Consider the following 23,803-nt stretch of genomic DNA (forward strand, 5'->3'; position numbering starts at 1 on the left):
GGTGCGCCTGAAGGTGTCGCCGCGCGCCCGCAAGCTCCGACTCAGCGTCGACCCGCGCACCCGCTCGGTCCTGCTCACCGTGCCGCGCCGCGTCTCGCAGCGCCGGGCTCTGGCCTGGGCGAGCGAGCACCGGCAATGGATCGAGCGGCAGCTGGCCGAGATTCCGCCGCCGCGCCTCTTCGCGCCGGGCGAGATCGTGCCCGTGCATGGCGAGCCCCATGTGATCGACTGGGTGTCCGAGCGCCCGCGGAAGATCAGCCAGCAGGCCGGCCGGCTCGTCTGCGGCGGTCCGCTCGACGGCCTCGACCGCCGGATCCTGCGCTGGCTGAAGGCCGAGGCGCTGACCGTGCTGACCCGGGAAACCCGCGACTATGCCGCGAAGGCGGGCGCGAGGCTCGAGCGCGTCGGCATCGGCGATCCGATCTCGCGCTGGGGCAGCTGCTCAAGCAAGGGCGTTATCCGCTACAGCTGGCGGCTGATCCTCGCGCCGGAATTCGTCCGGCGGGCGACGGTCGCGCATGAGGTGGCGCATCTCATCCACCTGAATCACGGGCCCGACTTCCATGCCCTGGTCGCCGAGATCCTCGGCACCGATCCGCGGCCGGCCCGCGCCTGGCTAAAGCGCGGGGGCGCCGCCCTCCACCGCATCGGTCCGCGTTAGGCGCCGGTCAGCGCACCCTCGGTCAGCCGGGTATCACGCTCGTCGTCATCGGGCGGGCGGAGGCCCTCATCCTCGGGCGGCAGACCCTCGTCCGGGCGGAAGATCTCGTCGCGCGGCGGCGGGCCGTCGCGCTCGACCGGATTGCCGTCGGCGTCGACAAAGGGCTCGTCATTGGGCGGGGCGATTTCCAGCAGCGCATTGTCGCCGCCCTCCACCTCCCATTCGGGGCCGGTGGCGTCGGTCTGGAACTGCTCGACCGGCCGGTTGGCGACGGCGCGGACCATGAGATCGTGGAAGGCGCGCGCGGGCGCCTGGCCGCCCGAAAGGCCGGGCAGGGCGCGATTGTCGTCCCGGCCCATCCAGACGCCGGTGGTGAGCCCGCTCGAAAAGCCGATGAACCAGCCGTCCTTGTTGGAGCTGGTCGTGCCGGTCTTGCCCGCGGTCGGCCGGCCCAGGGCCGCGCCGCGGCCGGTGCCGTGCTCGACCACGCCCTGCAGCAACTCGGTCATCTGCGCCGCCACCCAGGGCGCGACGAGCACGCGCGGCTCGTCCGTCGGATGCTGGTAGAGGAGAGTGCCGTCCGCCGTCGTCACCCGGCGGATGCCGTAGGGCGTCACCCCGACGCCGCCGCGCGCCACCGAGGCATAGGCCCGGGTCATGTCGATCAGCCGCACGGAGTTCGAGCCCAGCGCCATCGATGGATTGGTCTCGATCCGCGTCGTCAGGCCGAAGCGGCGGGCCATGTCGGCCACGGCGCTGGTCCCGACCTGCTGGGCGAGGCGCACCGCCACCGTGTTCACCGAATAGGCGAAGGCGATGCGGATCGGGATCGGGCCCATGAAGCGGCCGTTGCTGTTGCGCGGCGACCAGCCGCCGATCGTGATCGGCTCGTCGGCGACATTGCTCTCGGGCCGGTACCCCGATTCGAGCGCGGTCAGATAGACGAACAATTTGAACGAGGAGCCGGCCTGGCGGTTGGCCTGGGTCGCCCGGTTGTAGCTGGAGCCGACATAGTCGCGGCCGCCGACCATCGTCCGCACGGCCCCGTCCCGGTCGAGCGTGACCATGGCGCCCTGCGCGCCGCGCGGCGTGTTGGCGTTGATCGAGGCGCTGGCGGCGCGCTGCATGTTGGGATCGATCGTCGTCCAGACGTCGAGCGGCGCCCGGCTCTCGTCGATCAGCGTGTCGAGCTGGGGCAGCACCCAGTCGATGAAGTAGCGGTTGCTGTCCTGCCGCTGGGCGACGCGGGCGAGCTGGATGGAATCGATGTCGGCACCGTCGGCTTGGGCCTGGGTGATCGCGCCATTCTCGACCATCAGCCCGAGCGCGACGCGGCCGCGGTCCCGCGCGGCGGCGAGATCGGCGGTCGGCGAGTAATTTGAGGGCGCCTTGACCAAGCCGGCGATGATCGCGGCCTCGGCGACGCTGAGCTGGGTCGCGCTGTGGCCGAAGAAGCGGCGCGAAGCGGCATCGATGCCATAGGCGCCGCCGCCGAAATAGACGCGGTTCAGATAGAGTTCGAGGATCTGCTCCTTGCTGAACTGCCATTCGAGCGCCAGCGCCAGGATGCCCTCGCGCAGCTTGCGGGCGAAGGTACGGTCGCTGTTCAGGAAGATGTTGCGGGCGAGCTGCTGGGTGATGGTGGAGCCGCCCTGCCGCCAGCGCCCCTCGGTGATCCTGAGCCAGGTGGCGCGGACCATGCCGATCGGGTCGACGCCCGGATGATTGCGGAAGCGCCGGTCCTCGACCGCGATGATCGCCTCGCGCATGACCGGCGGGATCCGCTCATAGGGGATCCACTCGCCGAAGCTCGGCCCCATCGTCTGGATGATCTGGCCATTGGCGGCGCGCACCCGGATCATCTGGCCGAGATCGTCGCGCCGGACCATCTCCGGAAAGCTGGGCAGCTGGCTGACCGCGACCGAGACGGCGATCACGAGCGCCACCGCGGCGATCACGAAGGTGTAGAGCGAGACCTTGAGCGTCGCGATCAGATAGCGCTTGAAGCGCGAACGCTGCTTCGGTCCCGGGTCTTCAGCGGCAGTTGCCATGGCGGGTTAGGACCCAAACTTGGTGCCGGAGTGGGCCGTGATCGGCCGGAGAAGCCGGCTGGGTAGGAGAGTGCCGAAGGCCGGGCCCGGCAGCCCGGACAAGGGGCTCGACGCCGCCAGCCGGCTTCTCCGGCCGACCGCGTAGCGGCGGGCTGTCCTTTGCCGCCTGGCGACGTCGCCGCGGCGGTCACGATGAATGATCATCGCTCCCTTCTTGCTCCTTGCCAGACGACAAATGCCAACCCGTCACGACCGCCTCCGGCACCAAGTTTGGGTCCTTTGGATAGAGTCGGCGAGTCACGGGGGCAAGCAGAAGCGCGTTCCGGCTTAACGCCGCCTTACTTGCCGTCCCGGCCGGCGCCGTCGTGGCCGAGGAAAGTCGTCTGGCGCGACTTTTGCGCGGTTGCTAGAGGGGCGGCAGAGGAAGCTCGCCATGTCCGACGTCGCCCGCCTGCGCCCCGTGCCCGACGACCGGGAGGATCTCAGCCTCCCCGGCTGGGTCTATCACGATCCGGACTATTATCGCGTGGAGATGAAGCGGCTGATCCGCCCCGCCTGGCAGATCGTCTGCCATGCCAACGACATCCCAGGCGCCGGCGACTGGCGCACGCTGGAGATTGACGGCGAATCCATCCTCGTCATCCGCGGCGCCGACCGGGCGATCCGGGCGTTCGCCAATGTCTGCCGGCACCGCGGCTCGCGCCTCGTCGACGGCGAGGCGGGCTGCGCTAAACGGCTCACCTGCCCCTATCATGCCTGGACCTATGCCAGCGACGGCCGCCTCGTCGGGGTGCCGATGAAGGAGCATTATCCGGGGCTGGACTTGACCGCGCTCGGCCTGCTCCCGGTCGAGCTGGAGCTCTGGCGCGGTTTCGCCTTCGTGCGGCTGGAAGGAGGGGGGCCGAGCGTCGCACAGATGATGGCGCCCTATGAGGCGGAGGTGGCGCCGCATCGGTTCGAGGAGCTGCAGGCGATCGGCCGGATCACGCTGCGCCCGCGCGACGTCAACTGGAAGAATGTCGCCGACAATTATTCGGACGGGCTGCACATCAACGTCGCCCATCCCGGCCTGACCCGCCTGTTCGGCACGGGCTACGGGATCGAGGCCGGTCCCCATGTCGACCGGATGTGGGGCGACCTGCTGGACCGGCCGTCGGCCAATCCCTCGGAGCGCGCCTATCAGCATTTCCTGCCCGCAGGGGCGGGACGGCGCTGGCTCTATTTCAAGCTCTGGCCGAATGTCGCCTTCGACATTTATCCCGACCAGGTCGATTTCATGCATTTCGTGCCGGTCGGGCCGACCGAGACGATGATCCGCGAGATCAGCTACGCGCTGCCGGACGACCGCCGGGAGATGCGCGCGGCGCGCTACCTGAACTGGCGGATCAACCGCCAGGTCAATGCCGAGGACGCCACGCTCATCCGCCGCGTCCAGCAGGGCATGCATTCGGCTTATTACCGCCCCGGGCCGCTGGGCAGCAGCGAGGTCTGCCTCAGGAGCTTCGCGCAGAAGCTCAGGCGGCTGATTCCGGAGACGAGGCTGGATTCGCCGCCGGCGCCCGGCTGGGGCGCTTTGCCAGGCGCATGATCAGATAGAGCGGCAACCCGACCAGGGTCATGCCGATGCTCCACAGGCTCGCCTCGATCCCTGCGCCGTAAAGCGCCCAGAGCGAATAGACGAGGCCGGCCAAAGCGATGGCGACGAATGTGGCCGACGTCTCGATCTGCCCGTTTGCCGCCAGCCGCAGCGCGGCCAGCGCGCCGGCGACGTAGAAGATGATCGTGACCGACGTGGTCACCAGCACCATGAACTGGAACAGGTCGGCAAGCCCGCGCGAATAATTGAGCAGGATCAGGATCGTGGCGAGCGCGCTCGAGAAGATGTGGATCCGGTAGGGCGCCTCCCGGCGATTCTCCGCGCCCAGCCAGGCGGGAAGCAGGCGCGACCGCACCAGCGACAAAGGCAGCTCACCCTGCAGCAGCACGAAGCCGTTGATCGCGCCCAGGGCGGCGATCGCTGCGAAGAGGGCGACCAAGGCGCCCGCCTGGGGGCTGACCAGCTCGCCGAAGAAGAGAGCGAAGGGCGCCTGCGAGTCCGCGATCGCGGCGGCCGGCAGCATCAGCGTGACGGCCGAGCAGGCGAGCAGGTAGATCAGCCCGGTGATCGCCGTCCCCCAGATCGTTGCGCGGGGGACGGTCCGGTCCGCATTTTCCACGCGTTCGCCGGCCGCCATCGCGCTTTCGAAGCCGAGCATGGCGAACAGGGTGAAGGTACCGGCGGCGTTGATTCCGGCAAGATCGATCGGCACGCTGCCATGCGGCGCGAGCGCCGTCTCGCCCCGGCCGAGCAGCCAGACAGCGACCAGGATCGCGCCGCCCAGCGGCAGGAGCTTCAGCAGGACGGTCAGCACCTGGACGGAGCCCGCCGTGCGCACCCCCAGGCAGTTGACGAGCGTGAACAGCCAGACGACGCCGATGGCGATGCTCGCGCCGAGGGCGGGATCGGCCAGCCCGGGCGCGAGGAAGGCGAGGTTGCGGACCACGGCAACGGCGAGGGTAGCGTTGGTGACCCAGATCGAGATCCAGTAGCTCCAGGCGACGACGAAGCCGACCCCTTGTCCGAAGGCGGCCGCAGGATAGGAGAAGGGGCCGCAGCTGTCGGCGCGGCCACGTGCCAGCCGGGTCAGCACAGTCACGAGGCACAGCGTCCCGGCGATCGTCACCAGCCAGCCGTAGACGGAGTTCCAGCCGAGCGGGGCCAGGTCCCGCGGCAGCAGGAAGACGCCGGAGCCGATCATGTTGCCGACGACGAGGGCGACGCACATCCAGAAGCCGAGCTTCCTGCGGTGGATGGTCTGTGGAGGGGCCCCCGCCATAAGCGGGTGGTGCGCTATTTTCGGGCGATGGGGAAGGGGGCCCGGCCCTTCGCTGTCGCTCGGGATTCATCCAGCACAAATCGTCCCCCGGACGATTTGAGTCTGGATGAATGGTGCGGTCGAGAAGACTCGAACTTCCACGGCCTTTCGGCCACAGCGACCTCAACGCTGCGCGTCTACCAGTTCCGCCACGACCGCACGTGCTGCGCCGGAGGGGTTCCTCCGGCCGGTAGGAAGCGGGCCTCTAGCAGCGCTGTCAGCGATACGCAACGCCTACCACGACCCGTCATTGCGAGCCAAGCGAAGCAACCCGGCAAGGTCCAGATTGCCGCGTCGCTCCGCTCCTCGCAATGACGGAGAAAGCCCTCAGTACAGGAACATCGGCATGCCCTCGACGCGCATCAGCCGCGCGCGATAGGCGGCGCGGTCGTAGAGGGCGCTGACGTCGACCGACTTCTTGCCCTTGAGCAAAGTGTCGATCGGGACGTGGCTGTAATTGCCGTCCGAGAGGGTCACCATTCGCCCCGCCTCACCCCGCTCGATCAGCTGCACGGCGAGCCCGCCGAAGGCGAAGCCGACCATCCGGTCCATCGCGTCCGGCTCGCCCGAGCGCATCAGGTAAGCGAGCTCCTGGATGACGACGCCCTCGCCGAGCCGCGCGGTGATCTCGTTGCCCAGCCGCTGGCCGATGCCGATGTCGCCGCGCTGGCTGGCGGGCTTGGACATCTCGCCCTCGCCATTCGCCTCGCCGGCGATGCTCGCCCCCTCGGAGATCACGCACATCGCATAATGGGCCGGATTGCTGGCCTTGTCCTCCGCGAGCAGGGGCAGCAGCACGTCGAGATCGGCCGGCACCTCGGCGATCACCGTCCGGTCGACCTGGGCGAGGAAGCCCGCAAGCAAGGCGGTCTCGCCGCTCCGCCGGCCGAACAATTCGATCACGCCGATCCGCTCATGGCTCTCGACCGTGGTCCTCAGCGCATTGATCGCCTCGACCGAGCGGCTGACCGCGGTCGAGAAGCCGATGCAATAATCCGTGCCGAACACGTCATTGTCCATCGTCTTGGGCACGGAGACCACCGGCACGCCCTGCGCGGAGAGATGGGCGGAGAAGCGCAGGGTGCCGTCGCCGCCGAGTGTCACCATGGCGTCGATGCCGAGCGCGTCGAGCACGCTCAGCACGTCGCCGGTGCGGTCGCCTTCCGCCATCGTCCGCGGGTCGCGGCGCGAGGTGTGGAGCACGGTGCCGCCGGTCCGGTCGATCCCGCGCACCGTTTCCCGGTTCAGCTCCAGGCTGTTCGCAGCGATGCTGTCCGGATCGGCCGGGTCGATCGCCATCACCCCTTCCCAGCCCCGCCGGAAGCCGGTCACCGCCCAGCCGAGCGCGTCGGCCGAGAGCACGACGGAGCGGATGCAGGCGTTGAGCCCGGGCACGTCGCCGCCGCCGGTCAGTATTCCTATGCGCATCCCGACCGTCTATCGGCGGGCGCGATGGAGGACAACCTGAGAGACGGATGGCGTGGCGAGGCCGGGCGCATCTTGCGCCTGGCCTGGCCGATCATGCTGACCAGCCTCAACTGGACGCTCATGCACATGATCGACGTCGCCGTGGTCGGCCATTACGGCACGGCCGAGCTGGCGGCGCTGGGGGCGAGCCGCACCGTCACCTTCATCGTCCTCGTCATGGGCTTTGCCGGGCTCACCGGCATTCTCGTCTTCGCCGCGCGCGCGGACGGCGGGGAGCGCTATGCCGAGACCGGCGACATCTTCCGCTCGGGCCTCGCGCTCGCCCTGATCGTCGGCGTGGTCAGCGCCGCCGTGCTCGGCATCTTCGCCTTCGACCTGCTCGGCCTGTTCGGCGTCGAGCGGGCGCTGCAGCGGCCCGGCGCCAATGTCGTCCAGGCGATGGCGCTCGGCTTTCCGGCGCAGTTGTTGCTCGGCGCGGCCTCTTATTTCCTGGAGGGGATCAGCCGGCCGCAGCGGGTGATGACCGTCAACCTGCTCATGCTTCCGGTCAACGGCCTGCTCGCCTGGGCCTGGGTGGGCGGCCATTGGGGGCTGCCCGCCCTCGGCGCGGTCGGCGCCGCCTATGCGACCGCGACCGTCTCCTGGGCCGGGGCGCTGGCGATGATCCTGATCGTCTGGTTCCTGCCGCGGGCGGCGGCGCGGCGGGTGCGCGATTTCAGTGGCCCGGCCTTGCTCCGGGCGCTGAAGGGGGCGGGGCCGCTCGCCTGGTTCGGCCTCGTGCCAGCGCTCGGCGCGACCCTTGAGCTGGCCGGCTTCTCGACCCTGATGGTGCTTTCCACCCAGCTCGGCAATGCCGCGGCCGGCGCCTTCCAGGCCATGCTCTCCATCCACAATATCGCCTTCGCGCTCTCCATGGGCTTCGGCTCGGCGGCGGGCGTGCGGGTCGGCAATGCGGTGGGCGCGGGCGAGCCGGACCAGGCCTGGCCGCGGGCGATGCTCGCCGCGACCCTGTGCGCCGGCTTGCTGGCGCTCATCTCGCTGCTGCTCGTCTCGGCCTCCGCTGTCCTCGTCTGGCCCTTCTCCGACGATCCCGAGGTGCTTGCCCTCGCCGCCCTGATGCTTTCGATCATGGGCGCCTTCCTCGTCTTCGACGGCCTGCAATATGTGTTCGGCGCCTCGCTTCGTTCGCTCGGCGAGCAGGTCTGGGCCGGAATAAACGGGATCATCGGCTTCTTCCTGATCACGGGCGGCACCGGGCTGCTGCTGGTCAGGAACGGCTGGGGCCCGGGCGGCCTCGCCTTCGCCGCCGGCATCGGCATGCTCGCCACCGCCGCGCTCCAGTTCGGCCGCTTCTTTTACGTGCTGAAGCTCAGGAGATCGGGCCGAAGCTCAGGCTGAGCTGGCGGCCGCCCGCGGGCACGTCCCGCTCGGCGCTGTCGAAGCGGCGGGTCTCGCGCGGCGCGAGGTCGCGCACCGGCGGCGCGATCGACCAGCTGTGGACGACGCGGCCCTGCCCGTCGCGCAGCTCGGCCCGGATCTGCGGCACGCGCTGGGTCTCGTCGCTGGTGTTGGTGATCTCGCCATGCAGGACGAGCAGGTCCTGCCCGCTCGCCAGCCTTGTGCGCTCGGTCGTGCCGTTGATGGTCAGCGCATTGGCGCTCTGCACCGGCAGGAAAACCCGGCGCACCGCCTCCGGAAGGCCGAAGACCTGCAGCGCGACGACGCCGGCGACCATCAGCAAAGCCGCGACGATGGCGATGATCGTCCACATTCTCGCCCGGTTGCGGCGCGGCCGGCGGCCGGGCTCCCACTCCTCCTGGACCGGCTCCGGCTCGGGCTCGGGCGCCGGCTCCTCCGGCCGGGTCCAGCTCGGCGGGGGTGGCGGCTCGGGCCGGGGGGCGACGGCGGGCGGGGCGGGGACGGGCGGTTCGGCGGCGGCCTGCTCGGCCGAGGCGGCCATGTCGAGATCGAGCGCGGGCGGGTCCTGCACCCAGGAATAGCGGCAATTGGCGCAGCGCACGCGGCGCCCGGTCGGTCCGATCGCGCTGTCCGGCACGACATAGCGGGTCTTGCAGGACGGGCAGGAGAGGATCATCGGCTACGCGCGCTCTCGGGACTGGTTGCCGACTCTAAGCACGGGCGAGTCGCCTGTTGCAAGCGTGTGACGGCCCGAAAGGGTCCGTCGAAGGGCGTAATGCTTGAAGCGGACCGCACCGGCATGCCATTGCTGCCCCCAGGCAGAGCATTGGGGGCAGGGAGCGAACCGCTGAACACGAGCGGAGCGATCGTTCAATTCGAGAATGTCGGGCTGCGCTACGGCACCGGCGCCGAGACGCTGTCCGATCTCGCCTTCACCCTGCGCGAAGGCGGGTTCTACTTCCTCACCGGCCCGTCCGGCGCCGGCAAGACGTCATTGCTGAAACTGCTCTATCTCGCGCTCAGGCCCAGCCGTGGCCTGATCCGGCTGTTCGGCCAGGACATCGTCACCATGCCGCGCGACCGGCTGCCCGGATTCCGGCGGCGGATCGGCGTCGTCTTCCAGGATTTCCGGCTGGTCCCGCATTTGTCGACCTTCGACAATGTCGCGCTGCCGCTCAGGGTCGCGGGGGTCGCCGACAAGGATCTGGAGACGCCGGTCAGGGAGATGCTCGCCTGGGTCGGCCTCGCCGACCGGGCCAGCGCGCGGCCGGCAACCCTCTCGGGCGGGGAGCAGCAGCGCGTCGCCATCGCCCGGGCGGTGATCGGCCGGCCCGAGCTGCTGGTCGCCGACGAGCCGACCGGCAACGTCGATCCGGACATGGCCCGGCGGCTGCTCTTTCTGTTCGACAGCCTCAACAAGCTCGGCACCACGATCGTCGTCGCGACCCACGATCTGCATCTGCTGACCGAGATCCAGCGCGCCGAGATGCTGCGCCTTGACCGCGGCCAGATCGCCGACCCGACCGGCGCGCTCCGCCACCCGCCCAAGCGGGCGGAGCAATGAGGGCGCCCCGATGAAAGGCGGTGTGCGCAAGTTCGGCCGGGCCGAGCGCGGCCTGCTGCCCGAGGGGCGGCTCGCCGGGCCGATGCCCTGGGTGATCGCGATCATGATGTTCCTGACCGTCCTCGCCGCCGCCGCCGGCATGGGCCTGGCCAGCGCCGCCGCGCGCCTGGACGAGCAGATCGGCGGGCGCGTCACCATCCAGATCGTCGAGGCCAATCCGGCGCGCAAGGCGGCGCAATCCCGGGCCGCGGTCGCCGCTATCCAGCGGCTGCCCGGCGTGGTCGCGGTGCGCCCGGTGCCGGAGGAGGAGATCAACCGGCTGCTCGTGCCGTGGCTCGGGCAGGGCGGCATCGCCGAGGACATCCCCGTGCCGGCCCTGATCGACGTCGATCTGACGCCCGAGGGGCATGCCCGGCTCGCCGAGCTCACCCGCGCGGTGACCGCCGCCGCGCCTGCCGCCCGGGTCGACGATAACGGCCAGTGGCTGGCCCCGCTCGCCTCGCTGATCGGGGCGCTGAAATGGCTGGCGGCCGGGCTCGTCCTGCTGATGGTCGGCGCGACCGCGGCGACGGTCGTGCTGGCGGCGCGCGCGGCGCTCGACCTGCACCGGGCGACGATCGAGGTGCTGCATTTCATGGGCGCGACCGACGTCCAGGTCGCGCGCCTGTTCCAGCGCCGGATTGCGCTCGACGCCCTGTTCGGCGGGCTCGTCGGCTTCATCCTCGCCGCTCTGGTGCTGATCGGCATCGGCGAGCGGGTCTCCGCTCTGGGGTCGGAGCTGCTCGGCTCGGCGAGCGTGCCGGCGCCCGCCTGGGGCATCCTCGTCGGCCTGCCTCTGTTCGGCGTGCTGCTCGCCATGCTGGTCGCGCGGCTCACCATCCTGCGCGCGCTCGGGAAGATGCTGTGATCCGCTGGACGATCCGCCTCGTCGCCTTGCTGCTCGCGCTCTACGGCATCGGCTTTGCGGTCTTCGCTTTGACCCTGCCCAGGGCGGCCGGCGACGAACGGACCGACGCGATCGTCGTGCTGACCGGCAGCCCGGGCCGGCTGGAGCGGGGCTTCGCCCTGCTCGAGCAGGACCGGGCGCAGGCCGTCCTCATCTCCGGCGTGCCGACCGGCGCCCGGCCGCAGGATTATGCGGCGCGCTACGGCGTCGACCCGAGCCTGTTTCCCGCGAAGATCGCGCTTGGCCAGGATTCGGTCGACACGCGCACCAATGCCGAGGAGGTCGCCCGCTGGCTGCAGCGGCGGCGCTACCGCTCGATCCGCCTGGTCACCAGCGACCTGCACATGCACCGGGCCTATTATGAGATCGGCCGGCGCGTCGGCGGCGACGTCACCATCCTGACCGATGCGGTCGTCACCAATCCCGGCTTCGTCCAGATTTACAACGAATATAACAAATATCTGATGGCGCGGGCCGCCGGCCTGGTCGGGCTCTAGGCGAACGGGACGATGGCTGCCTTCCGCTCCTTCCTGTTCGCGCTCATCTTCTACGGTGGCACCGTGCCTGCGGTCCTGCTCTCCTTCCCGATCAGCCTGCTGGGCACCAGGGCGATCCGCTGGTGGGCCCATGGCTGGGCCCGCTATCACCGGCTCTGCGCCCGCCTGCTGCTGGGCGTGCGCACCAAGGTCGAGGGCACGCCGCCCAGGGGCGCCTGCCTCGTCGCCTCAAAGCATCAGTCGATGTTCGAGACGCTGGAGCTGATCCTGATGCTCGACGAGCCGGCCACGGTGCTGAAGCGCGAGCTCGCCGACATCCCGCTCTGGGGCTGGGTGACGCGACGTTATGGCGTCATACCGGTCGACCGGAAGGGCGGCGCCGCGGCGCTCCGGCGGATGATGCGCGCGGCCGAATCCGCCATAGCCGAAGGCCGGCCGATCGCGATCTTCCCCGAGGGCACGCGGGTGCCGCCGGGCGCGCAGCCGCCGCTGCAACCGGGCTTTGCCGGGCTCTACCGGGCGCTGAAGCTGCCGGTCGTGCCGGTCGCCGTGGATTCGGGCCGGCTCTGGCCGCGCGGCCGGTTCGTCAAGCGCGCCGGCATCGTCACCATGCGCTTCCTTGCGCCGATCGAGCCGGGCCTGCCCCGGCCGGAGATCGAGGCGCGGGTCCACGCCGCGATCAACGAGCTCGACCGGTGACAGGGCGATGACTCCGGCACTCGGCATCATCGAGGGCTTTTTCGGCCGGCCCTGGTCCTGGGCGGAGCGGGCGGACGCGGTCCGCTTCCTGAGGCCGCACGGCTACAGCTTCTACCTCTACGCGCCCAAGGCCGATCCCTGGCTCCGCCGGCGCTGGCAGGAGCCGCATCCCCCGGCGGAGATGGATAAACTGGCGGAATTCCGGGACATTTGCAGGTCGCAGAATGTCCGCTTCGGCATCGGCCTCACCCCGTTCGAGCTGCATCTCCATGGCGGCCGGGGCTGGCAGGAGGCGCTGGCGGCGAAGCTGGCCCAGCTCGCTTCGCTGAAGCTCGACGACCTCGCGATTCTCTTCGACGATATGCGCGGCGACGTGCCCGAGCTCGCCGAGCGGCAGGCCGCGATCGTCCATTATGCCGCCGAGCGCGGGGTCGCCGGCCGGATCCTCTCCTGCCCCTCTTATTATTCCGACGATCCGATCCTCGACGTCGCCTTCGGCCAGCGCCCGGCTTTCTATCTCGAGCAGCTCGGCCGGCTGCTCGATCCCGCCGTCCAGCTCTTCTGGACGGGGCCGGAGGTCGGCTCGCGCGAATACTCGCCCGGCCATCTCGCCCGCGTCGCCGGGCAGATGGGGCGGAGGCCGATGCTCTGGGACAATTATCCGGTCAATGACGGCGCCCGCATGTCGCAGCATCTGCACCTGCGCGGCGTCACCGGCCGGCCAGCCGCGATCGGGCCGCATATTGCCGGCCACGGGGTCAATCCGGCCTCCCAGCCTTTGCTCAGCCGCATCCCCCTGCTGACCTTGGCTGAAAGCTATCGGACCGGCGAATCCTATGACTATCTTGCGGCGTTCGGCCGGGCCGCGCGCGAGATTCTGGGCGAGGAGCTCGCCCTTCGCCTAACGAAGGACATCCTCACGCTGCAGGATCGCGGGCTCGACCGGCTCGGCGGGCGCAAGGCCGCCCTGCAGGCCCGTTACGCCGCCTTCGATCACCCGGCCGCGCGGGAAATCTGTTTGTGGCTGGAGGGTTACTGGACGGTCGGCGAGGATCTGGTGCTGACGCAATAATTACGGAGTCGAAATTGTTATCATCGCTAACGACCGCCTAACCACGTCACCGCGCGGCCGTGCGGATGCGTCCAGGCGAGCAATTGCTCCTCTCCCGGCCAGGTCCGGAGCCGCAGCGAATGGCGTTCCTCGCCGGGTTCCTTCTCGAAGCGGAGCCAGGCGAGCGGGGCGGCGGCGGAGGCCTGTGCGCCGGCCGCCTCGATGCGCTCCCTGACGCGTTGCTGGCTGAGGGGATCGAAATATTGGAAGGCGACGGAGTGCATCACCACCCGGGTCACATCGGGCTCGGGCTCGGGCTTCAACCGGTCTTCGAGCCAGTCGGCGGCGTCGCCCCGGTCGATCTCCGGCGGATGAAATTCGGCGGCCGCGAGCGCGGCGCGCAAGGCGAGGCCGCGTTCCGGCTGGTCGGGCCAGATATAGGCGCTCAGCTTCATCGCATCGTCCGGCAGGCGGGCGGGATTGAGATCGACTCCGGCGCGATCGACGATGCGGACCTCCGCCTTGGGCGGCCGCGGCCCTTCCCAGTCCGGCTTGAACAAGGGCGCCGGGTGAATCGTCCTGCCGATGAGCAGGCCGCCCAGATTGTAGCGATAGCGGTCGAGGACGAGGTTGAGGCCGGCGCTCGCGCCCAGCTCGAACAGGCGCATGGGCAGCGGAAGGCGGTCGGCGATCGTCAGCAGGCCGCTCATCAAGACCGCGGAACGGCCGACCTCATTGGTCTGCGGCGCGAAGTCGAGCCAGGGCATGAGCTTGCCGCCAGCCAGAACCGGGGCGAGCGCCTCCCAGAGCGCGCCCGCATCAGGGATCGGTGCCGGCGGGTAGAGACGGGCAAGGTCCGAATTCCGGTCGGACATGGCCAGGAAATGCAGCCCGCCACAGAGCCGCAGCGCCAGCGCATCCCCGAATGCGCCCGGCTCGCCCGGCCAGTCGAGCACGCGGCGGCCCGTTTCGGTGCGCCGGTCCAGCTGCCGGCCAAGCGTCTCGCAGAGCAAGGCGGTGAAGGGAGCCCCCAAGGCGGCGCAGAACCGGGCCTGCTCTGCGAAGCTGGCCCGAATCTCCGTCTCTGTCGCCAAGCCTCAGGTCCTGAGCGTCGCGCCGAGCTTCGCGGCTGCGGCGACAATCCGCCCGGCGATCGCCTGCAGCTCCTCCTCGGTGAAGCTCTTCTCCGCCGGCTGCAGGCTCACCTCGACGGCGAGCGACTTCTGGCCCTCGGGCACGCCCTGGCCGGTGAAGACATCGAACAGCCGCGCGCCGGTGATCGCCGCCTTGTCCGCGCCGCGCACGGCGCGCACCAGCTGGTCGGCGGGCAGATCGGCGGGGACGAGGAAGGCGAAATCGCGCGTCACCGCCTGCAAGGCCGGTGGCTGATAGGCGCTGCGCATATGGCCGGCGCCGCCGCGCCTGGCCGGGATGGCGTCGAGGTAAAGCTCCGCGGCCACCACGGGCCCGTCCAGGTCGAACGCCCTGACGATGCGCGGGTGCAAGGTCCCGAACACGGCCAGCGCGTTCTTCGGCCCGAGGCAGAGCCGCCCCGACTGGCCCGGATGCCAGGCGGGGCCGGCCTCGCCGAGCACCTGCAGGTTGTCGACCGGCGCGCCGGCGGCGGCGAGGATGGCCAGCGCCTCGGCCTTCGCGTCATAGGCGTCGACCGGGCCCGTCTTTCCCGCCCAGTGGCGCGGCCCGCGCGGCCCGGCCAGGACGAGGCCGAGCGTCGCCCGCTCACCGTCGCCCAGATAGCGCCGGCCGATCTCGAACAGGCGGATGCTCTCGGCCCCCCGGGCCGCGTTGCGCGCCGCCGCCGCGAGCAGGCCGGGCAGGAGCGAGGGGCGCATCGCCTTCATCTCCTCGCTGATCGGATTGGCGAGCACCCAGGCCGAGCCGCCGAACGCCTCGGCCTCGCGCTCGGCGAGGAAGCTCCAGGTCACCGCCTCATTGAGGCCGCGCGCCGCGGCCGTCCGCCGCGCCTGCCGCTCGACCATCTGCTCCGCCGTCGCCGTCGGCCGCGCCACCCCGGGGGCGCGCGGCAGCGGCGTCGAGGGGACCTGGTCAAGCCCCTCGAGTCGAATGACTTCCTCGACGATATCGGCGGCACCGTCCACGTCGCGACGCCATGACGGCACCGCGATTCGCCAAGGCTCGCCGCGGGTCACGGTGAAGCCCAGCCGCTGCAATATCTGCGCCTGCCGGTCCTCCGGCACGGCGACCCCGGCCAGCTCCGCGCAGCGCTCGGGCCGATAGTCGACGACCTTGTCCGGGATGGGCGGCTCGCCTGCCCGGAAGATCTGCGACGGCTCGCCGCCGACGAGATCGATCGCGAGCGCCGTGCCCAGCTCGATCCCGGCCTCCACGAAGGCCGGGTCGGCGCCGCGCTCGAAGCGGCTGCGCGCGTCCGAGGTGAGGCCGAGCTTCTGGCCGGACAAGGCAATGCGTTGCGGATCGAACCAGGCGCATTCGATCAGGATGTCGGTCGTCGACTCGTCGACGCTGGTCCGCTCGCCGCCCATGATGCCGCCGATTCCGTCGGCGCCCGCCTCGTCGGCGATCGCGGTGATCGAGGGATCGAGCCGGTAGGTCTTCCCGTTCAGCGCGAGCACCTCTTCCCCCTCCCGCGCCCGCCGGGCGGTCAGGTTGCCGCGCAGCTTGGCGAGGTCGAAGACGTGCAGCGGCCGGCCGTAGCTGAGCGTGATATAGTTGGTCATGTCGACCAGCGCGCTGATCGGCCGCTGGCCCACTGCCTTCAGCCGTTGCTGCAGCCAGTCCGGCGACGGTCCGTTACGCACGCCGCGGATCGCCCGGCCGTAAAAGACCGGACAGCCCTCCTCGTCCTCGAGGCTGATCTCGACCGGGCAGGGCCAGGTCCCGGCGATCACCGGCACCTCGACCGGCTTCAGCGTGCCGAGCCCCGCCGCGGCCAGATCGCGGGCGATGCCGTGCACGCCCATCGCGTCCTGGCGGTTCGGCGTGACCGAGACGTCGATCACCGGATCGTCCAGCTCCGCATAGACGGCGAAAGGCACGCCGACCGGGGCGTCCTCGGCGAGCTCGATGATTCCCTCATGCGCCTCGCCCAGCTCCAGCTCGCGGATCGAGCACATCATGCCGCGGCTCTCGACGCCGCGGATCGCCGCCACCTTCAGGGTCAGATCGCTGCCCGGCACCCACGCGCCCGGCGGGCCGAACACGCCCTTCAGCCCCGCCCGCGCATTGGGCGCGCCGCAGACCACCTGGATCGCCTCGCCTGTCCCCGCATTGACGGTCAGCACCTGCAGCTTGTCCGCCTGCGGGTGGGGCGCCGCGGTGAGCACCTCGGCGACCACGAAGGGGGCGAGCTTCTCGGCCGGATTCTCGACGGCTTCCACCTCGAGGCCGATCCGGGTCAGCGTCTCCACGATCGTCTCGAGGTCCGCATCCGTCTCCAGATGCTCCTTCAGCCAGGACAGGGTGAACTTCATGCGCCCACTCCGCCGCTGAGCGTGGGCACATCGAGCGCGCGGAAGCCGTAATGGCGCAGCCACCTGAGGTCGCCGTCGAAGAAGGCGCGGAGGTCATCCATCCCGTATTTCAGCATGGCCAGCCGGTCGATGCCGCAGCCGAAGGCGAAGCCCTGCCATTCGTCCGGATCGAGCCCGCAGGCGGCGATCACGCGTGGATGGACCATGCCCGAGCCGAGCAATTCCATGAAATGGTCGGTGCCGCCGAGCACGCGCCGGCCCTTCTCCAGATGATAGCCGACATCGACCTCGGCCGAGGGCTCGGTGAAGGGGAAATAGGAGGGGCGCATGCGGAGCACGATGTCGTCGCGCTCGAAAAAGGCCTTGAGGAAGGTCTCCAGCGTCCATTTGAGGTGGCCGAGCATGATTCCCCGGTCGATCACCAGCCCCTCGACCTGGTGGAACATCGGCGTGTGAGTGGCGTCGCTGTCCGAGCGATAGGTCCGGCCCGGCGCGATGATGTAGAGCGGCGGCTCCTGGCTCTGCATGGTGCGGATCTGCACCGGCGAGGTGTGCGTGCGCAGCAGCATCGCGCGCCCGTCGGGGCCGTTCTGCGGGAAATAGAAGGTGTCGTGCATCGCCCGGGCCGGATGGCTCTCGGGAATGTTGAGCGCGGTGAAATTGTGCCAGTCGTCCTCGATCTCCGGCCCGGTGGCGACGGAGAAGCCGAGATCGGCGAAAATCTCCGCCAGCTCGTCCATCACCTGACTGACCGGATGGATGCTGCCCTCCGCGGCCGGCGCGACGGGCAAGGTCATGTCGAGCCGCTCGGCCGCCAGGCGCTGTTCGAGCGCTGCGCCCTCCAGCGCCGCCTTGCGCGCGGTCAGCGCTTCCGTCACCGCCTCGCGCAGGCCGTGGATACGCGGACCCTCGCTCTGCCTTTCCTCGGGCGACATCCCGCCCAGGGTCTTCAGCAGGGCGGTGACCGCGCCCTGCTTGCCGAGCGCCGCGACGCGCTCCGCCTCGAGCGCGGCAAGATCGCCCGCGCCGGCGATCCGGTCGAGCCAGTCCTGTTTCAGTCGTTCGAGGTCGCTGCCCATAGGGAGGCCCCTAACGGAGAAAGGCGCAGGATGAAAACCCCTCGCCGTTGCGCTATCAAAGACAGGACGGGAGGGATTCGGATGATCTCACTGCGTAGCCTTGCGATCCTGGCGCTGGCTCTGCCGTTCGCGGCAGCCGCCTCCGCGCCCGAAGCAAAGCATGGCTCCCCGCCCGAGGGCGACCATGGCGATCCGGCCCATGCCGAACCCCGTTCCGGCCCCGATTGCCCGAGGCGGCTCGGCAATCAGGACGGTGCCCCCCGCTTCGCCGATTTTCCGGCGCCGCGCGCGATCCTGGCAAAGGATTATGTCGCGCCGCAGCTCAGCTCGCGCGAGATCCGCGCCTATCGCTCCACGCTCGGCGCCGAGGCTGCAAACGGGCCGAACTTCGCCGCCAATTACACCGTCGCGGCCTGGGGCTGCGGCTTTTCCTGCAGCGCTGCGGCGATCGTCAATCTCGGCAACGGCCGGGTCATCTTTCCGGTCGAGCTGCGCCGGATCAGCACGCGCCATGTCCGGGACTGGGTCAGCGACCGGCCGCTCCGCTATCGCGGCATGCGCTTCAACCCGGGCAGCCGCCTGCTGATCGTGATCGGCAGCGCGGTCGGCGCCGAGACGGACGAGAGCGCGGTCTATTATGAATGGACCGGGAGCGGCCTCCGCCATCTCGCCACCATCCCCCGGACGCAGCTCTGCCCGGCATGACCGGGGCCTGGCCGAGCCTGTCGGCCGCGCGCGACCGGCCGACCATCGTCGCGCTGCACCTCTTCTCGCAGGTGCTCGGCAAGGTGCCGACCGCCCTGCTGCCCTGGCGCAACCATGGCTGGCACCTGACGCTGCACGTCACTGCGCGCGGCCTGACGACCGAGCCAATCTATGTGCCTGGCGGCGTCTTCACGCTCGCGCTGGACCTGGCTGAACATCAATTCGTCTATGAGGATTCCGGGCGGCGGATGACCGCGCCGCTCGGCCCCATGTCGGTGGCGGACTTCCACGCCCGGGCCATGAACATCCTCGCCGGGGCGGGCCATAAGGTCCGCATCCACGGAGCGCCGAACGAGGTCGATCCCGCCATTCCCTTTGCCGAGGATCGCGCGCCGCGCACCTATGACCGGGACAGCGCTGCGCGCCTGCTCGGCGCGGTGCAGAATGCCGATCGCGTCTTCCGCCTGTTTCGTTCCGGCTTTCTCGGCAAGGCCAGCCCGGTCCATTTCTTCTGGGGCAGCTTCGATCTCGCCGTCACCCGCTTCTCCGGTCGGCCGGCGCCGCTGCATCCGGGCGGCATTCCGAACCTGCCCGATGCGGTGACGCGCGAGGCCTACAGCCACGAGGAAGCCAGCGCCGGCTTCTGGCCCGGCGGCGCCGGCGCGGAGGGCGGGCCCTTCTTCTATTCCTATGCCTATCCGGCGCCCGACGGCTTCGCCGAGGCGACGGTCGGGCCGGAGGCGGCGCGCTGGGACGCGGCGCTCGGCGAGTTCGTGCTGGACTATGAGGCGGTGCGGACCGCGGCGGACCCGGACGGGGCCCTGCTCCGTTTCCTGAGCTCGACTTATGAAGCCGCCGCCGACCTTGCCGCCTGGGACCGCGCCGCGCTCGAATGCCCGATCGGCCGGCCGGGCGTGCCGCGGCAGGTTTAGGAGTGAAGGATGAGCGTGGCCTTCCGCCGGGAGAGCGACGAGGAGCATAAGGAGCCGCGCTTCGAGCTGCCGATCCCGCCCGGGCCGAACCTCGTCACTGCGGCCGGGCTGAAACTCGCGGAAGAACGGGTTGCCGAACTGGAGGCGCGGGTCGCGGCGGAGACGGAGGAGCTTGCGCTCGCCGACGCGCAGCGGAGCCTGCGCTACTGGCGCACCCGCCTCGCCACCGCCGAGCTCGCCCCGTCGCCGCCCGAGGACGAGGCCGCGTTCGGCAGCCGCGTCACCTTCCGCCTCAACGGGCAGGAACGGACGGTCGACATTGTCGGGGACGACGAGGCCGATCCCGCGGCAGGCAAGCTCGCTTTCTCCGCCCCGCTCGCGCGCGCCCTGATCGGAGCCGGGCCGGGCGATTTTTCGGACTTCGGCGGCGAGGCGGACGCAATCGAGATCGTCGCGGTCGGGGCGATCCCGGCCTAGGTCCGTCCCGCGCCCGCCGACGGCAGGCTCACCCGGAAGCAGGCGCCGCCGCCCGCCCGGTTGGCCGCGGACAGGGTCCCGCCATGCGCCTCGACGATGGTGCGGCTGATCGAGAGGCCGACGCCCATCCCGCCCGGCTTGGACGAGGCGAAGGCCTCGAACAGGCTGTCCATCATGTCCGGCGGAATGCCGGGGCCGCTGTCCTCGACCAGGATCTCCACGACCTTGCCGGCGGCCCGGGCGGACACCAGCACCTGGCGCTGCGGCGCCTCAAGCACGGCCTCGACGGCATTGCGGACCAGGTTGATCACCACCTGCTGGAGCTGGACAGGGTCGGCCGCGACCCTGAGGCCGTCCGCCAGGTCGAGCCGGAGCGCCACCTGCGCCTCCACCCCCAGCAGGGCCAGGGCCGCCGCCTCGGCGATCAGCGGCCTGGGATCGAGCCGCTGACGCTTCGCCGCGGCGCCGCTGCTCATCTCCTTCAGCGAGCGGATGATGTTGCGGGCGCGCAGGGCGCTCTTCTCGATCGCGTCGAGCCCGTCCTCCAGGAAGGCCAGGCTCGGCACGTCGGCCTGCAGGGCGCGCCTGGTGCCAGCCGCGAAATTGCCGATCGCCGCGAGCGGCTGGTTCAGCTCGTGCGCGAGCATCGCGGCCATCGTCCCCATCGCGCTCTTGCGCGACAAGTGGATCAGCTCGGCTTGCAGCGCCTGGACCTGCGCTTCGGCCAGTTTCTCGGCGGTGATGTCCTGCTTGGTGCCGAAGATGCGGACCGAGCGCCCGTCCTCCCGCTCGACGTCGGCGGTGAGGCGGAGCCAGCGGTCATGGCCCTTTGCCGTCCGGATATGGACGTCGAGCGCGAAGCTGCCGCCCTCGGCGATCGCCCTGGCGCGCAGCCGCTCCATCTCCGCGCGCGACTCCGCGTCGTAGAGCGCGACGATCTCCGCCCGCTCGAGCGGGGCGCCGCGCGGCAGCTCGAACAGGTCGTAGACCCCGTCCGTCCAGGTCAGCGCCTCGGTCGCGAGGTCGCATTCCCAGACGCCGATCCGTGCCAGCGCGGACGAGCGGTCGTACATTTTCTTGTAATGCGCGACGGAAGCCGCCTCCGCCTCCGCGAAACCGTCGTCGGCAGGGCCAGGCAGGCCATCATTCCCGTCCATGTCGGACCAATACGCAACCGGACACGCTCACCCTGCCCCGCCACGCCAATCTTCGCGCGAGGTGAACCACTCTCAGCCCTCGCCCGGCAAGGTGGCGCGAACCACGGGCTCGCCGCGCTCGGCAAGGACGCGCAGCAGCGGGTTCGGCTCCGGCGCGCTGGTCCGGGTGAGCAGGTTGCGGTCGCGGTGTTGGAACGCTTCCGTGTGGCCGCGGACCATCAGCATCGTGTCGGAGACGTAGGACCAGGAGCCGTCCTCGTGGAACTCGACCTCGAGCCGGTAGGAATCGGTGCGAAAGGCATGTTCGAGGAAGGGGGTCGAGCAGATGCCGTAGTCGGTGCGGCCCCGCTCGGCGCTCACCACCAGCCGCGTCGCGTCCGGCTCTGCCTGGCCGGAGGCGATCGCGATCTGGCCGCGCGGAATGGCGAGGGTCTGGATGACGAGGCCCGTGGCCGGCTCCCAGAGCCAGTAGCCGGTCTGGTCGTGGAAGGTGATGTCCTCCTCCGGCGTGTTGATGTGGATATGGTAGCGCAGGCCGTAGAAAAGCTGCGGCCCGTTGGCCTGCGGGTCGATCGGCTGGAACAGGCTGCGCTCCAGGAAGGCCCGCGTCTCGGGCCCGTCCGCCTTGGGATTGATATCGACCCCGCCATGCCCCTCCCAGCCGCCGGCAAGGCGGCGCAGCGGACCGAGATTGGCGAGCGTGTCGGGGTCGACGTCCTCGGGCTCGGTGAAGATGTCGTCGGGGAAAGCGGGCATGGAGCGGACCTTTCGGCGGGGACTATAGCGAGGTGCGGCGACGGGTCGAAGCCGGCTTGGCCACTATTCTGCGAGCGCGCAGAACCGGTCGATCCATTGTGAAAAAGAGGGCGCGACCTCCCGCGTGGTACCGAAATCATGGTCGAAAAGGAAAATCGTCGGCGCGCCATTCGGCCCGAAGCAGAAAAGATTGCCCGAACAATCGGTGGCGAAGGCCACGAGGTCCGCGGGAAGACCCATCTCGCGCCAGACTTCGGTCGTAGCCAGTATCTCGTTAGGCTCCAGAAGCTCGGAGAGGTCCGCCATGTCGAGCTCGCGATTAACGATTGTGTCGAGCAGTTCGATGGTCGGTGACACGAGGCCTACCTGGACGACGGCATCCCGATAGTCAGTGGGAAAAGTGAAACCGAGGTCCTTCTCCACGGCGCGAAGGTTAAACTCCGATACCGGCGTCGGCGGATATTCCGGATGCGTCCAAAGTTCTGCGAAGCGCGCCAGGCTCATGCGCTAACCTCCCAGGAACGGAAAAGGCGAGATCGTCTTCCTGCCCACCTCCACCGTCAGCGTCCGCCCGGCGGGCGCCGCGGCGCGCTGGGGGCAGCGGATGCGGGGGCAGATGGTGCAGGCAGGGCCGATCGGCATGACCTGCGGATTGGCGAGGTCGAGGCCGTCCGCATAAGCGAGGCGCGGTGCGTGCCGGAGGTCGCTGCCGAGGCCGATGGCGAGCTGGCTGTCCTCCTGCGCGTCGAGCCGGACCGAGCGCGGGACGGTGCGCCCGAGCGTGAAGAAACGCTGGCCGTCGGGCGTCTCGACGATTTGCGTGACCGTCCGGCCGGGCGTCTGGAAGGCCCCGTGCAAATTCCAGCGCGGGCAGGTGCCGCCATAGCGCGAGAAGGGGAAGGCCTCGCCGGCGAAGCGCTTGGAGATGTTCCCGGCCGCATCGACGCGCAGCATGAAGAAGGGGATGCCGCGGGCATTAGCGCGGTTCAGCGTGGTCAGCCGGTGCGCGACCTGCTCGACGCTGGCGCCGAACAGGGCGCAGAGCCGGTCGATGTCGTAGCGATGCGTCTCCGCCGCCTCGAGGAAGGGCGCATAGGGCATCATCACCGCCCCGGCCGCATAATTGGCGAGGCTCATATGGAGCAGCCGGGCCGTCGGCGCGTCCGGCGCCGCCGCAGCCTCGACCATCCGTTCCAGCAAGGGACGGAACTCGACCAGGGCGAGCTGATAGGCGAGCGCGAAGGTGCGGCTCTCCGGCCGCAGCAGGGCCGAGAGCAGGAGCCGCTTGCGGTGCAAATCGTAATGCTGGGTCGCCCCGTCCAGCACTTCCGGTGGGACGATCCGCGCCTCGATGCCGAACGCCTCCTTCAGCCGCCGGCGCATCGGCTCGGCGATCGAGAGCGGATCGCCGAGCGCGCCGGCCTGGGTCTCGGCGGCCTCCTCCAGATAGGCGAAGTGGTTGCGGCTCGCCTGGATATGGTCGCGCACCCAGTTTTGCGGGGAGAGCGCGGCACCCTCCTCCTCTTCCTCGCCGCCCGCCGGCCGGCGGCGCAGCTCGACCAGGGCCGCGTAGAGGCGCGAGACCGCCTCGGCGACGCCCGGCGCATTGTCGGCGACCTCGGCCAGCTCATAGCGCGGCACGGCAAGGCCGCCGAACATCGGATCGGCGAAGATCTCGGCGAGCTGGGCCGCGCCGACGCCCTCGCCGCCCTCGGCCGCGAAGCTCTTCAGGTCGACGTCATAGACCTCGGCGAGCTTCAGCAGCACCTGCGCGGTCACCGGCCGCTGGTTGCGCTCGAGATGGTTGAGATAGGAGGGCGAGACGCCGATCTCGGCCGCCATCGCGCTCTGGTTGAGCCCGAGCTCCCGCCGGAGATGGCGGAGCCGCCGTCCGAGATAGAGCTTCATCGCTCGTCAGATTGTCAAAAATTAACAAGAGTCGCAAGTCGTCTCGCGACAAGACGACCCTTTTCCCTCTGCCCATTCTGCCCGT

22 protein-coding genes and 1 tRNA gene are annotated in these 23,803 nt (G+C 70.0%); 11 read left to right on the forward strand and 12 right to left on the reverse strand.

Annotation, left to right across the window (positions count from 1 at the left end; genetic code table 11):
- Nucleotide 1: 1 nt before the first annotated feature.
- On the forward strand, nt 2-661 hold the full coding sequence (locus tag VEC11_RS11510; protein WP_464131345.1) for a M48 family metallopeptidase: 660 nt from the start codon (nt 2-4) through the stop codon (nt 659-661).
- Here the strand turns inward: VEC11_RS11510 and VEC11_RS11515 are convergent.
- Nucleotides 658-2,712 (reverse strand): transglycosylase domain-containing protein, encoded by a 2,055-nt coding sequence (locus VEC11_RS11515; protein WP_464131347.1) that lies wholly within the window; start codon nt 2,710-2,712, stop codon nt 658-660. The two genes, VEC11_RS11510 and VEC11_RS11515, sit on opposite strands and share 4 nt — an antisense overlap.
- Before the next feature lie 433 nt (nt 2,713-3,145).
- Here VEC11_RS11515 and VEC11_RS11520 point away from each other — a divergent pair, with 433 nt between their 5' ends.
- Nucleotides 3,146-4,300 (forward strand): aromatic ring-hydroxylating oxygenase subunit alpha, encoded by a 1,155-nt coding sequence (locus VEC11_RS11520; protein ID WP_464131349.1) that lies wholly within the window; start codon nt 3,146-3,148, stop codon nt 4,298-4,300.
- Here VEC11_RS11520 and VEC11_RS11525 read toward each other — a convergent pair.
- The 3 genes from VEC11_RS11525 to VEC11_RS11535 form a co-directional block, all read right to left on the reverse strand.
- Nucleotides 4,227-5,588: an amino acid permease gene (locus VEC11_RS11525; protein ID WP_464131351.1), complete on the reverse strand. Its 1,362-nt coding sequence runs from the start codon at nt 5,586-5,588 to the stop codon at nt 4,227-4,229. The genes VEC11_RS11520 and VEC11_RS11525 overlap by 74 nt on opposite strands.
- Nucleotides 5,589-5,699: 111 nt before the next feature.
- Nucleotides 5,700-5,786, reverse strand: a tRNA-Leu gene (locus VEC11_RS11530).
- 168 nt (nt 5,787-5,954) lie between these two features.
- The gene (locus VEC11_RS11535) at nt 5,955-7,055 is read right to left on the reverse strand and encodes a 6-phosphofructokinase (protein WP_464131353.1); all 1,101 of its coding nucleotides are present in this window, start codon (nt 7,053-7,055) and stop codon (nt 5,955-5,957) included.
- Between the two features lie 72 nt (nt 7,056-7,127).
- Between VEC11_RS11535 and VEC11_RS11540 the strand changes: the two genes are divergently transcribed.
- Entirely contained in the window at nt 7,128-8,453 is a 1,326-nt protein-coding gene (locus VEC11_RS11540) for an MATE family efflux transporter (protein ID WP_464131355.1), read from the forward strand.
- Here the strand turns inward: VEC11_RS11540 and VEC11_RS11545 are convergent.
- Nucleotides 8,425-9,150 (reverse strand): DUF3426 domain-containing protein, encoded by a 726-nt coding sequence (locus tag VEC11_RS11545; protein ID WP_464131357.1) that lies wholly within the window; start codon nt 9,148-9,150, stop codon nt 8,425-8,427. The two genes, VEC11_RS11540 and VEC11_RS11545, sit on opposite strands and share 29 nt — an antisense overlap.
- 99 nt (nt 9,151-9,249) lie before the next feature.
- Here VEC11_RS11545 and ftsE point away from each other — a divergent pair, with 99 nt between their 5' ends.
- The 5 genes from ftsE to VEC11_RS11570 are packed head-to-tail and all read left to right on the forward strand — an operon-like array spanning nt 9,250 to nt 13,252.
- A complete protein-coding gene (gene ftsE, locus VEC11_RS11550; RefSeq protein ID WP_464131360.1) occupies nt 9,250-10,038 on the forward strand; it encodes a cell division ATP-binding protein FtsE in 789 nt (262 codons plus the stop codon).
- Nucleotides 10,039-10,048: 10 nt separating this feature from the next.
- Nucleotides 10,049-10,945, forward strand: a complete 897-nt coding sequence (locus VEC11_RS11555; RefSeq protein ID WP_464131362.1) for a cell division protein FtsX — start codon at nt 10,049-10,051, stop codon at nt 10,943-10,945.
- Nucleotides 10,942-11,481: a YdcF family protein gene (locus VEC11_RS11560; RefSeq protein ID WP_464131364.1), complete on the forward strand. Its 540-nt coding sequence runs from the start codon at nt 10,942-10,944 to the stop codon at nt 11,479-11,481. The genes VEC11_RS11555 and VEC11_RS11560 overlap by 4 nt, the downstream gene beginning before the upstream one ends.
- 12 nt (nt 11,482-11,493) lie before the next feature.
- Nucleotides 11,494-12,180: a lysophospholipid acyltransferase family protein gene (locus VEC11_RS11565; RefSeq protein WP_464131366.1), complete on the forward strand. Its 687-nt coding sequence runs from the start codon at nt 11,494-11,496 to the stop codon at nt 12,178-12,180.
- Nucleotides 12,181-12,187: 7 nt separating this feature from the next.
- On the forward strand, nt 12,188-13,252 hold the full coding sequence (locus tag VEC11_RS11570) for a beta-N-acetylglucosaminidase domain-containing protein (RefSeq protein ID WP_464131368.1): 1,065 nt from the start codon (nt 12,188-12,190) through the stop codon (nt 13,250-13,252).
- A 26-nt stretch (nt 13,253-13,278) separates the two neighbouring features.
- Here the strand turns inward: VEC11_RS11570 and VEC11_RS11575 are convergent, their stop codons facing one another.
- Genes VEC11_RS11575 through pheS form a run of 3 tightly spaced genes read right to left on the reverse strand, consistent with a single transcriptional unit; the run spans nt 13,279 to nt 17,783 of the window.
- The gene (locus VEC11_RS11575) at nt 13,279-14,325 is read right to left on the reverse strand and encodes a DUF2332 domain-containing protein (protein WP_464131370.1); all 1,047 of its coding nucleotides are present in this window, start codon (nt 14,323-14,325) and stop codon (nt 13,279-13,281) included.
- A 3-nt stretch (nt 14,326-14,328) separates the two neighbouring features.
- Complete coding sequence (pheT, locus tag VEC11_RS11580; protein WP_464131372.1) at nt 14,329-16,704, reverse strand: phenylalanine--tRNA ligase subunit beta; 2,376 nt, start codon at nt 16,702-16,704, stop codon at nt 14,329-14,331.
- Complete coding sequence (pheS, locus tag VEC11_RS11585; RefSeq protein WP_464131374.1) at nt 16,701-17,783, reverse strand: phenylalanine--tRNA ligase subunit alpha; 1,083 nt, start codon at nt 17,781-17,783, stop codon at nt 16,701-16,703. The genes pheT and pheS overlap by 4 nt, the downstream gene beginning before the upstream one ends.
- A gap of 81 nt (nt 17,784-17,864) precedes the next feature.
- On the opposite strand from pheS, the gene VEC11_RS11590 reads away from it, so the two are divergent.
- Genes VEC11_RS11590 through VEC11_RS11600 form a run of 3 tightly spaced genes read left to right on the forward strand, consistent with a single transcriptional unit; the run spans nt 17,865 to nt 19,897 of the window.
- Complete coding sequence (locus VEC11_RS11590) at nt 17,865-18,488, forward strand: hypothetical protein (RefSeq protein WP_464131376.1); 624 nt, start codon at nt 17,865-17,867, stop codon at nt 18,486-18,488.
- Nucleotides 18,485-19,420 carry a DUF5996 family protein gene (locus VEC11_RS11595; RefSeq protein WP_464131378.1) on the forward strand — a complete coding sequence of 312 codons (936 nt, stop codon included), beginning with the start codon at nt 18,485-18,487 and terminating at the stop codon, nt 19,418-19,420. Before VEC11_RS11590 ends, VEC11_RS11595 begins: the two co-directional genes overlap by 4 nt.
- Nucleotides 19,421-19,429: 9 nt before the next feature.
- On the forward strand, nt 19,430-19,897 hold the full coding sequence (locus tag VEC11_RS11600; protein ID WP_464131380.1) for a GreA/GreB family elongation factor: 468 nt from the start codon (nt 19,430-19,432) through the stop codon (nt 19,895-19,897).
- On the opposite strand, the gene VEC11_RS11605 is transcribed toward VEC11_RS11600, so the two are convergent.
- The 4 genes from VEC11_RS11605 to VEC11_RS11620 form a co-directional block, all read right to left on the reverse strand.
- Nucleotides 19,894-21,054 carry a sensor histidine kinase gene (locus VEC11_RS11605; RefSeq protein ID WP_464131382.1) on the reverse strand — a complete coding sequence of 387 codons (1,161 nt, stop codon included), beginning with the start codon at nt 21,052-21,054 and terminating at the stop codon, nt 19,894-19,896. The genes VEC11_RS11600 and VEC11_RS11605 overlap by 4 nt on opposite strands.
- Before the next feature lie 72 nt (nt 21,055-21,126).
- Nucleotides 21,127-21,810 carry an FABP family protein gene (locus VEC11_RS11610; RefSeq protein WP_464131384.1) on the reverse strand — a complete coding sequence of 228 codons (684 nt, stop codon included), beginning with the start codon at nt 21,808-21,810 and terminating at the stop codon, nt 21,127-21,129.
- Between the two features lie 63 nt (nt 21,811-21,873).
- Entirely contained in the window at nt 21,874-22,314 is a 441-nt protein-coding gene (locus VEC11_RS11615; RefSeq protein WP_464131386.1) for an SMI1/KNR4 family protein, read from the reverse strand.
- Nucleotides 22,315-22,317: 3 nt separating this feature from the next.
- Entirely contained in the window at nt 22,318-23,718 is a 1,401-nt protein-coding gene (locus VEC11_RS11620) for a helix-turn-helix domain-containing protein (RefSeq protein WP_464131388.1), read from the reverse strand.
- Nucleotides 23,719-23,803: the final 85 nt, after the last annotated feature.

It is taken from the genome of Allosphingosinicella sp. (assembly GCF_035626655.1).
Lineage (GTDB): Bacteria > Pseudomonadota > Alphaproteobacteria > Sphingomonadales > Sphingomonadaceae > Allosphingosinicella.

Coding starts and splice junctions, on each gene's coding strand:
- VEC11_RS11590 (WP_464131376.1), top strand. CDS start 17,865: ATGATCTCACTGCGTAGCCTTGCGATCCTGGCGCTGGCTCTGCCGTTC.
- VEC11_RS11570 (WP_464131368.1), top strand. CDS start 12,188: ATGACTCCGGCACTCGGCATCATCGAGGGCTTTTTCGGCCGGCCCTGG.
- VEC11_RS11555 (WP_464131362.1), top strand. CDS start 10,049: ATGAAAGGCGGTGTGCGCAAGTTCGGCCGGGCCGAGCGCGGCCTGCTG.
- pheT (WP_464131372.1), bottom strand. CDS start 16,704: ATGAAGTTCACCCTGTCCTGGCTGAAGGAGCATCTGGAGACGGATGCG.
- VEC11_RS11565 (WP_464131366.1), top strand. CDS start 11,494: ATGGCTGCCTTCCGCTCCTTCCTGTTCGCGCTCATCTTCTACGGTGGC.
- VEC11_RS11620 (WP_464131388.1), bottom strand. CDS start 23,718: ATGAAGCTCTATCTCGGACGGCGGCTCCGCCATCTCCGGCGGGAGCTC.
- VEC11_RS11535 (WP_464131353.1), bottom strand. CDS start 7,055: ATGCGCATAGGAATACTGACCGGCGGCGGCGACGTGCCCGGGCTCAAC.
- VEC11_RS11520 (WP_464131349.1), top strand. CDS start 3,146: ATGTCCGACGTCGCCCGCCTGCGCCCCGTGCCCGACGACCGGGAGGAT.
- ftsE (WP_464131360.1), top strand. CDS start 9,250: ATGCTTGAAGCGGACCGCACCGGCATGCCATTGCTGCCCCCAGGCAGA.
- VEC11_RS11600 (WP_464131380.1), top strand. CDS start 19,430: ATGAGCGTGGCCTTCCGCCGGGAGAGCGACGAGGAGCATAAGGAGCCG.
- VEC11_RS11595 (WP_464131378.1), top strand. CDS start 18,485: ATGACCGGGGCCTGGCCGAGCCTGTCGGCCGCGCGCGACCGGCCGACC.
- VEC11_RS11615 (WP_464131386.1), bottom strand. CDS start 22,314: ATGAGCCTGGCGCGCTTCGCAGAACTTTGGACGCATCCGGAATATCCG.
- pheS (WP_464131374.1), bottom strand. CDS start 17,783: ATGGGCAGCGACCTCGAACGACTGAAACAGGACTGGCTCGACCGGATC.
- VEC11_RS11610 (WP_464131384.1), bottom strand. CDS start 21,810: ATGCCCGCTTTCCCCGACGACATCTTCACCGAGCCCGAGGACGTCGAC.
- VEC11_RS11605 (WP_464131382.1), bottom strand. CDS start 21,054: ATGGACGGGAATGATGGCCTGCCTGGCCCTGCCGACGACGGTTTCGCG.
- VEC11_RS11545 (WP_464131357.1), bottom strand. CDS start 9,150: ATGATCCTCTCCTGCCCGTCCTGCAAGACCCGCTATGTCGTGCCGGAC.
- VEC11_RS11515 (WP_464131347.1), bottom strand. CDS start 2,712: ATGGCAACTGCCGCTGAAGACCCGGGACCGAAGCAGCGTTCGCGCTTC.
- VEC11_RS11525 (WP_464131351.1), bottom strand. CDS start 5,588: ATGGCGGGGGCCCCTCCACAGACCATCCACCGCAGGAAGCTCGGCTTC.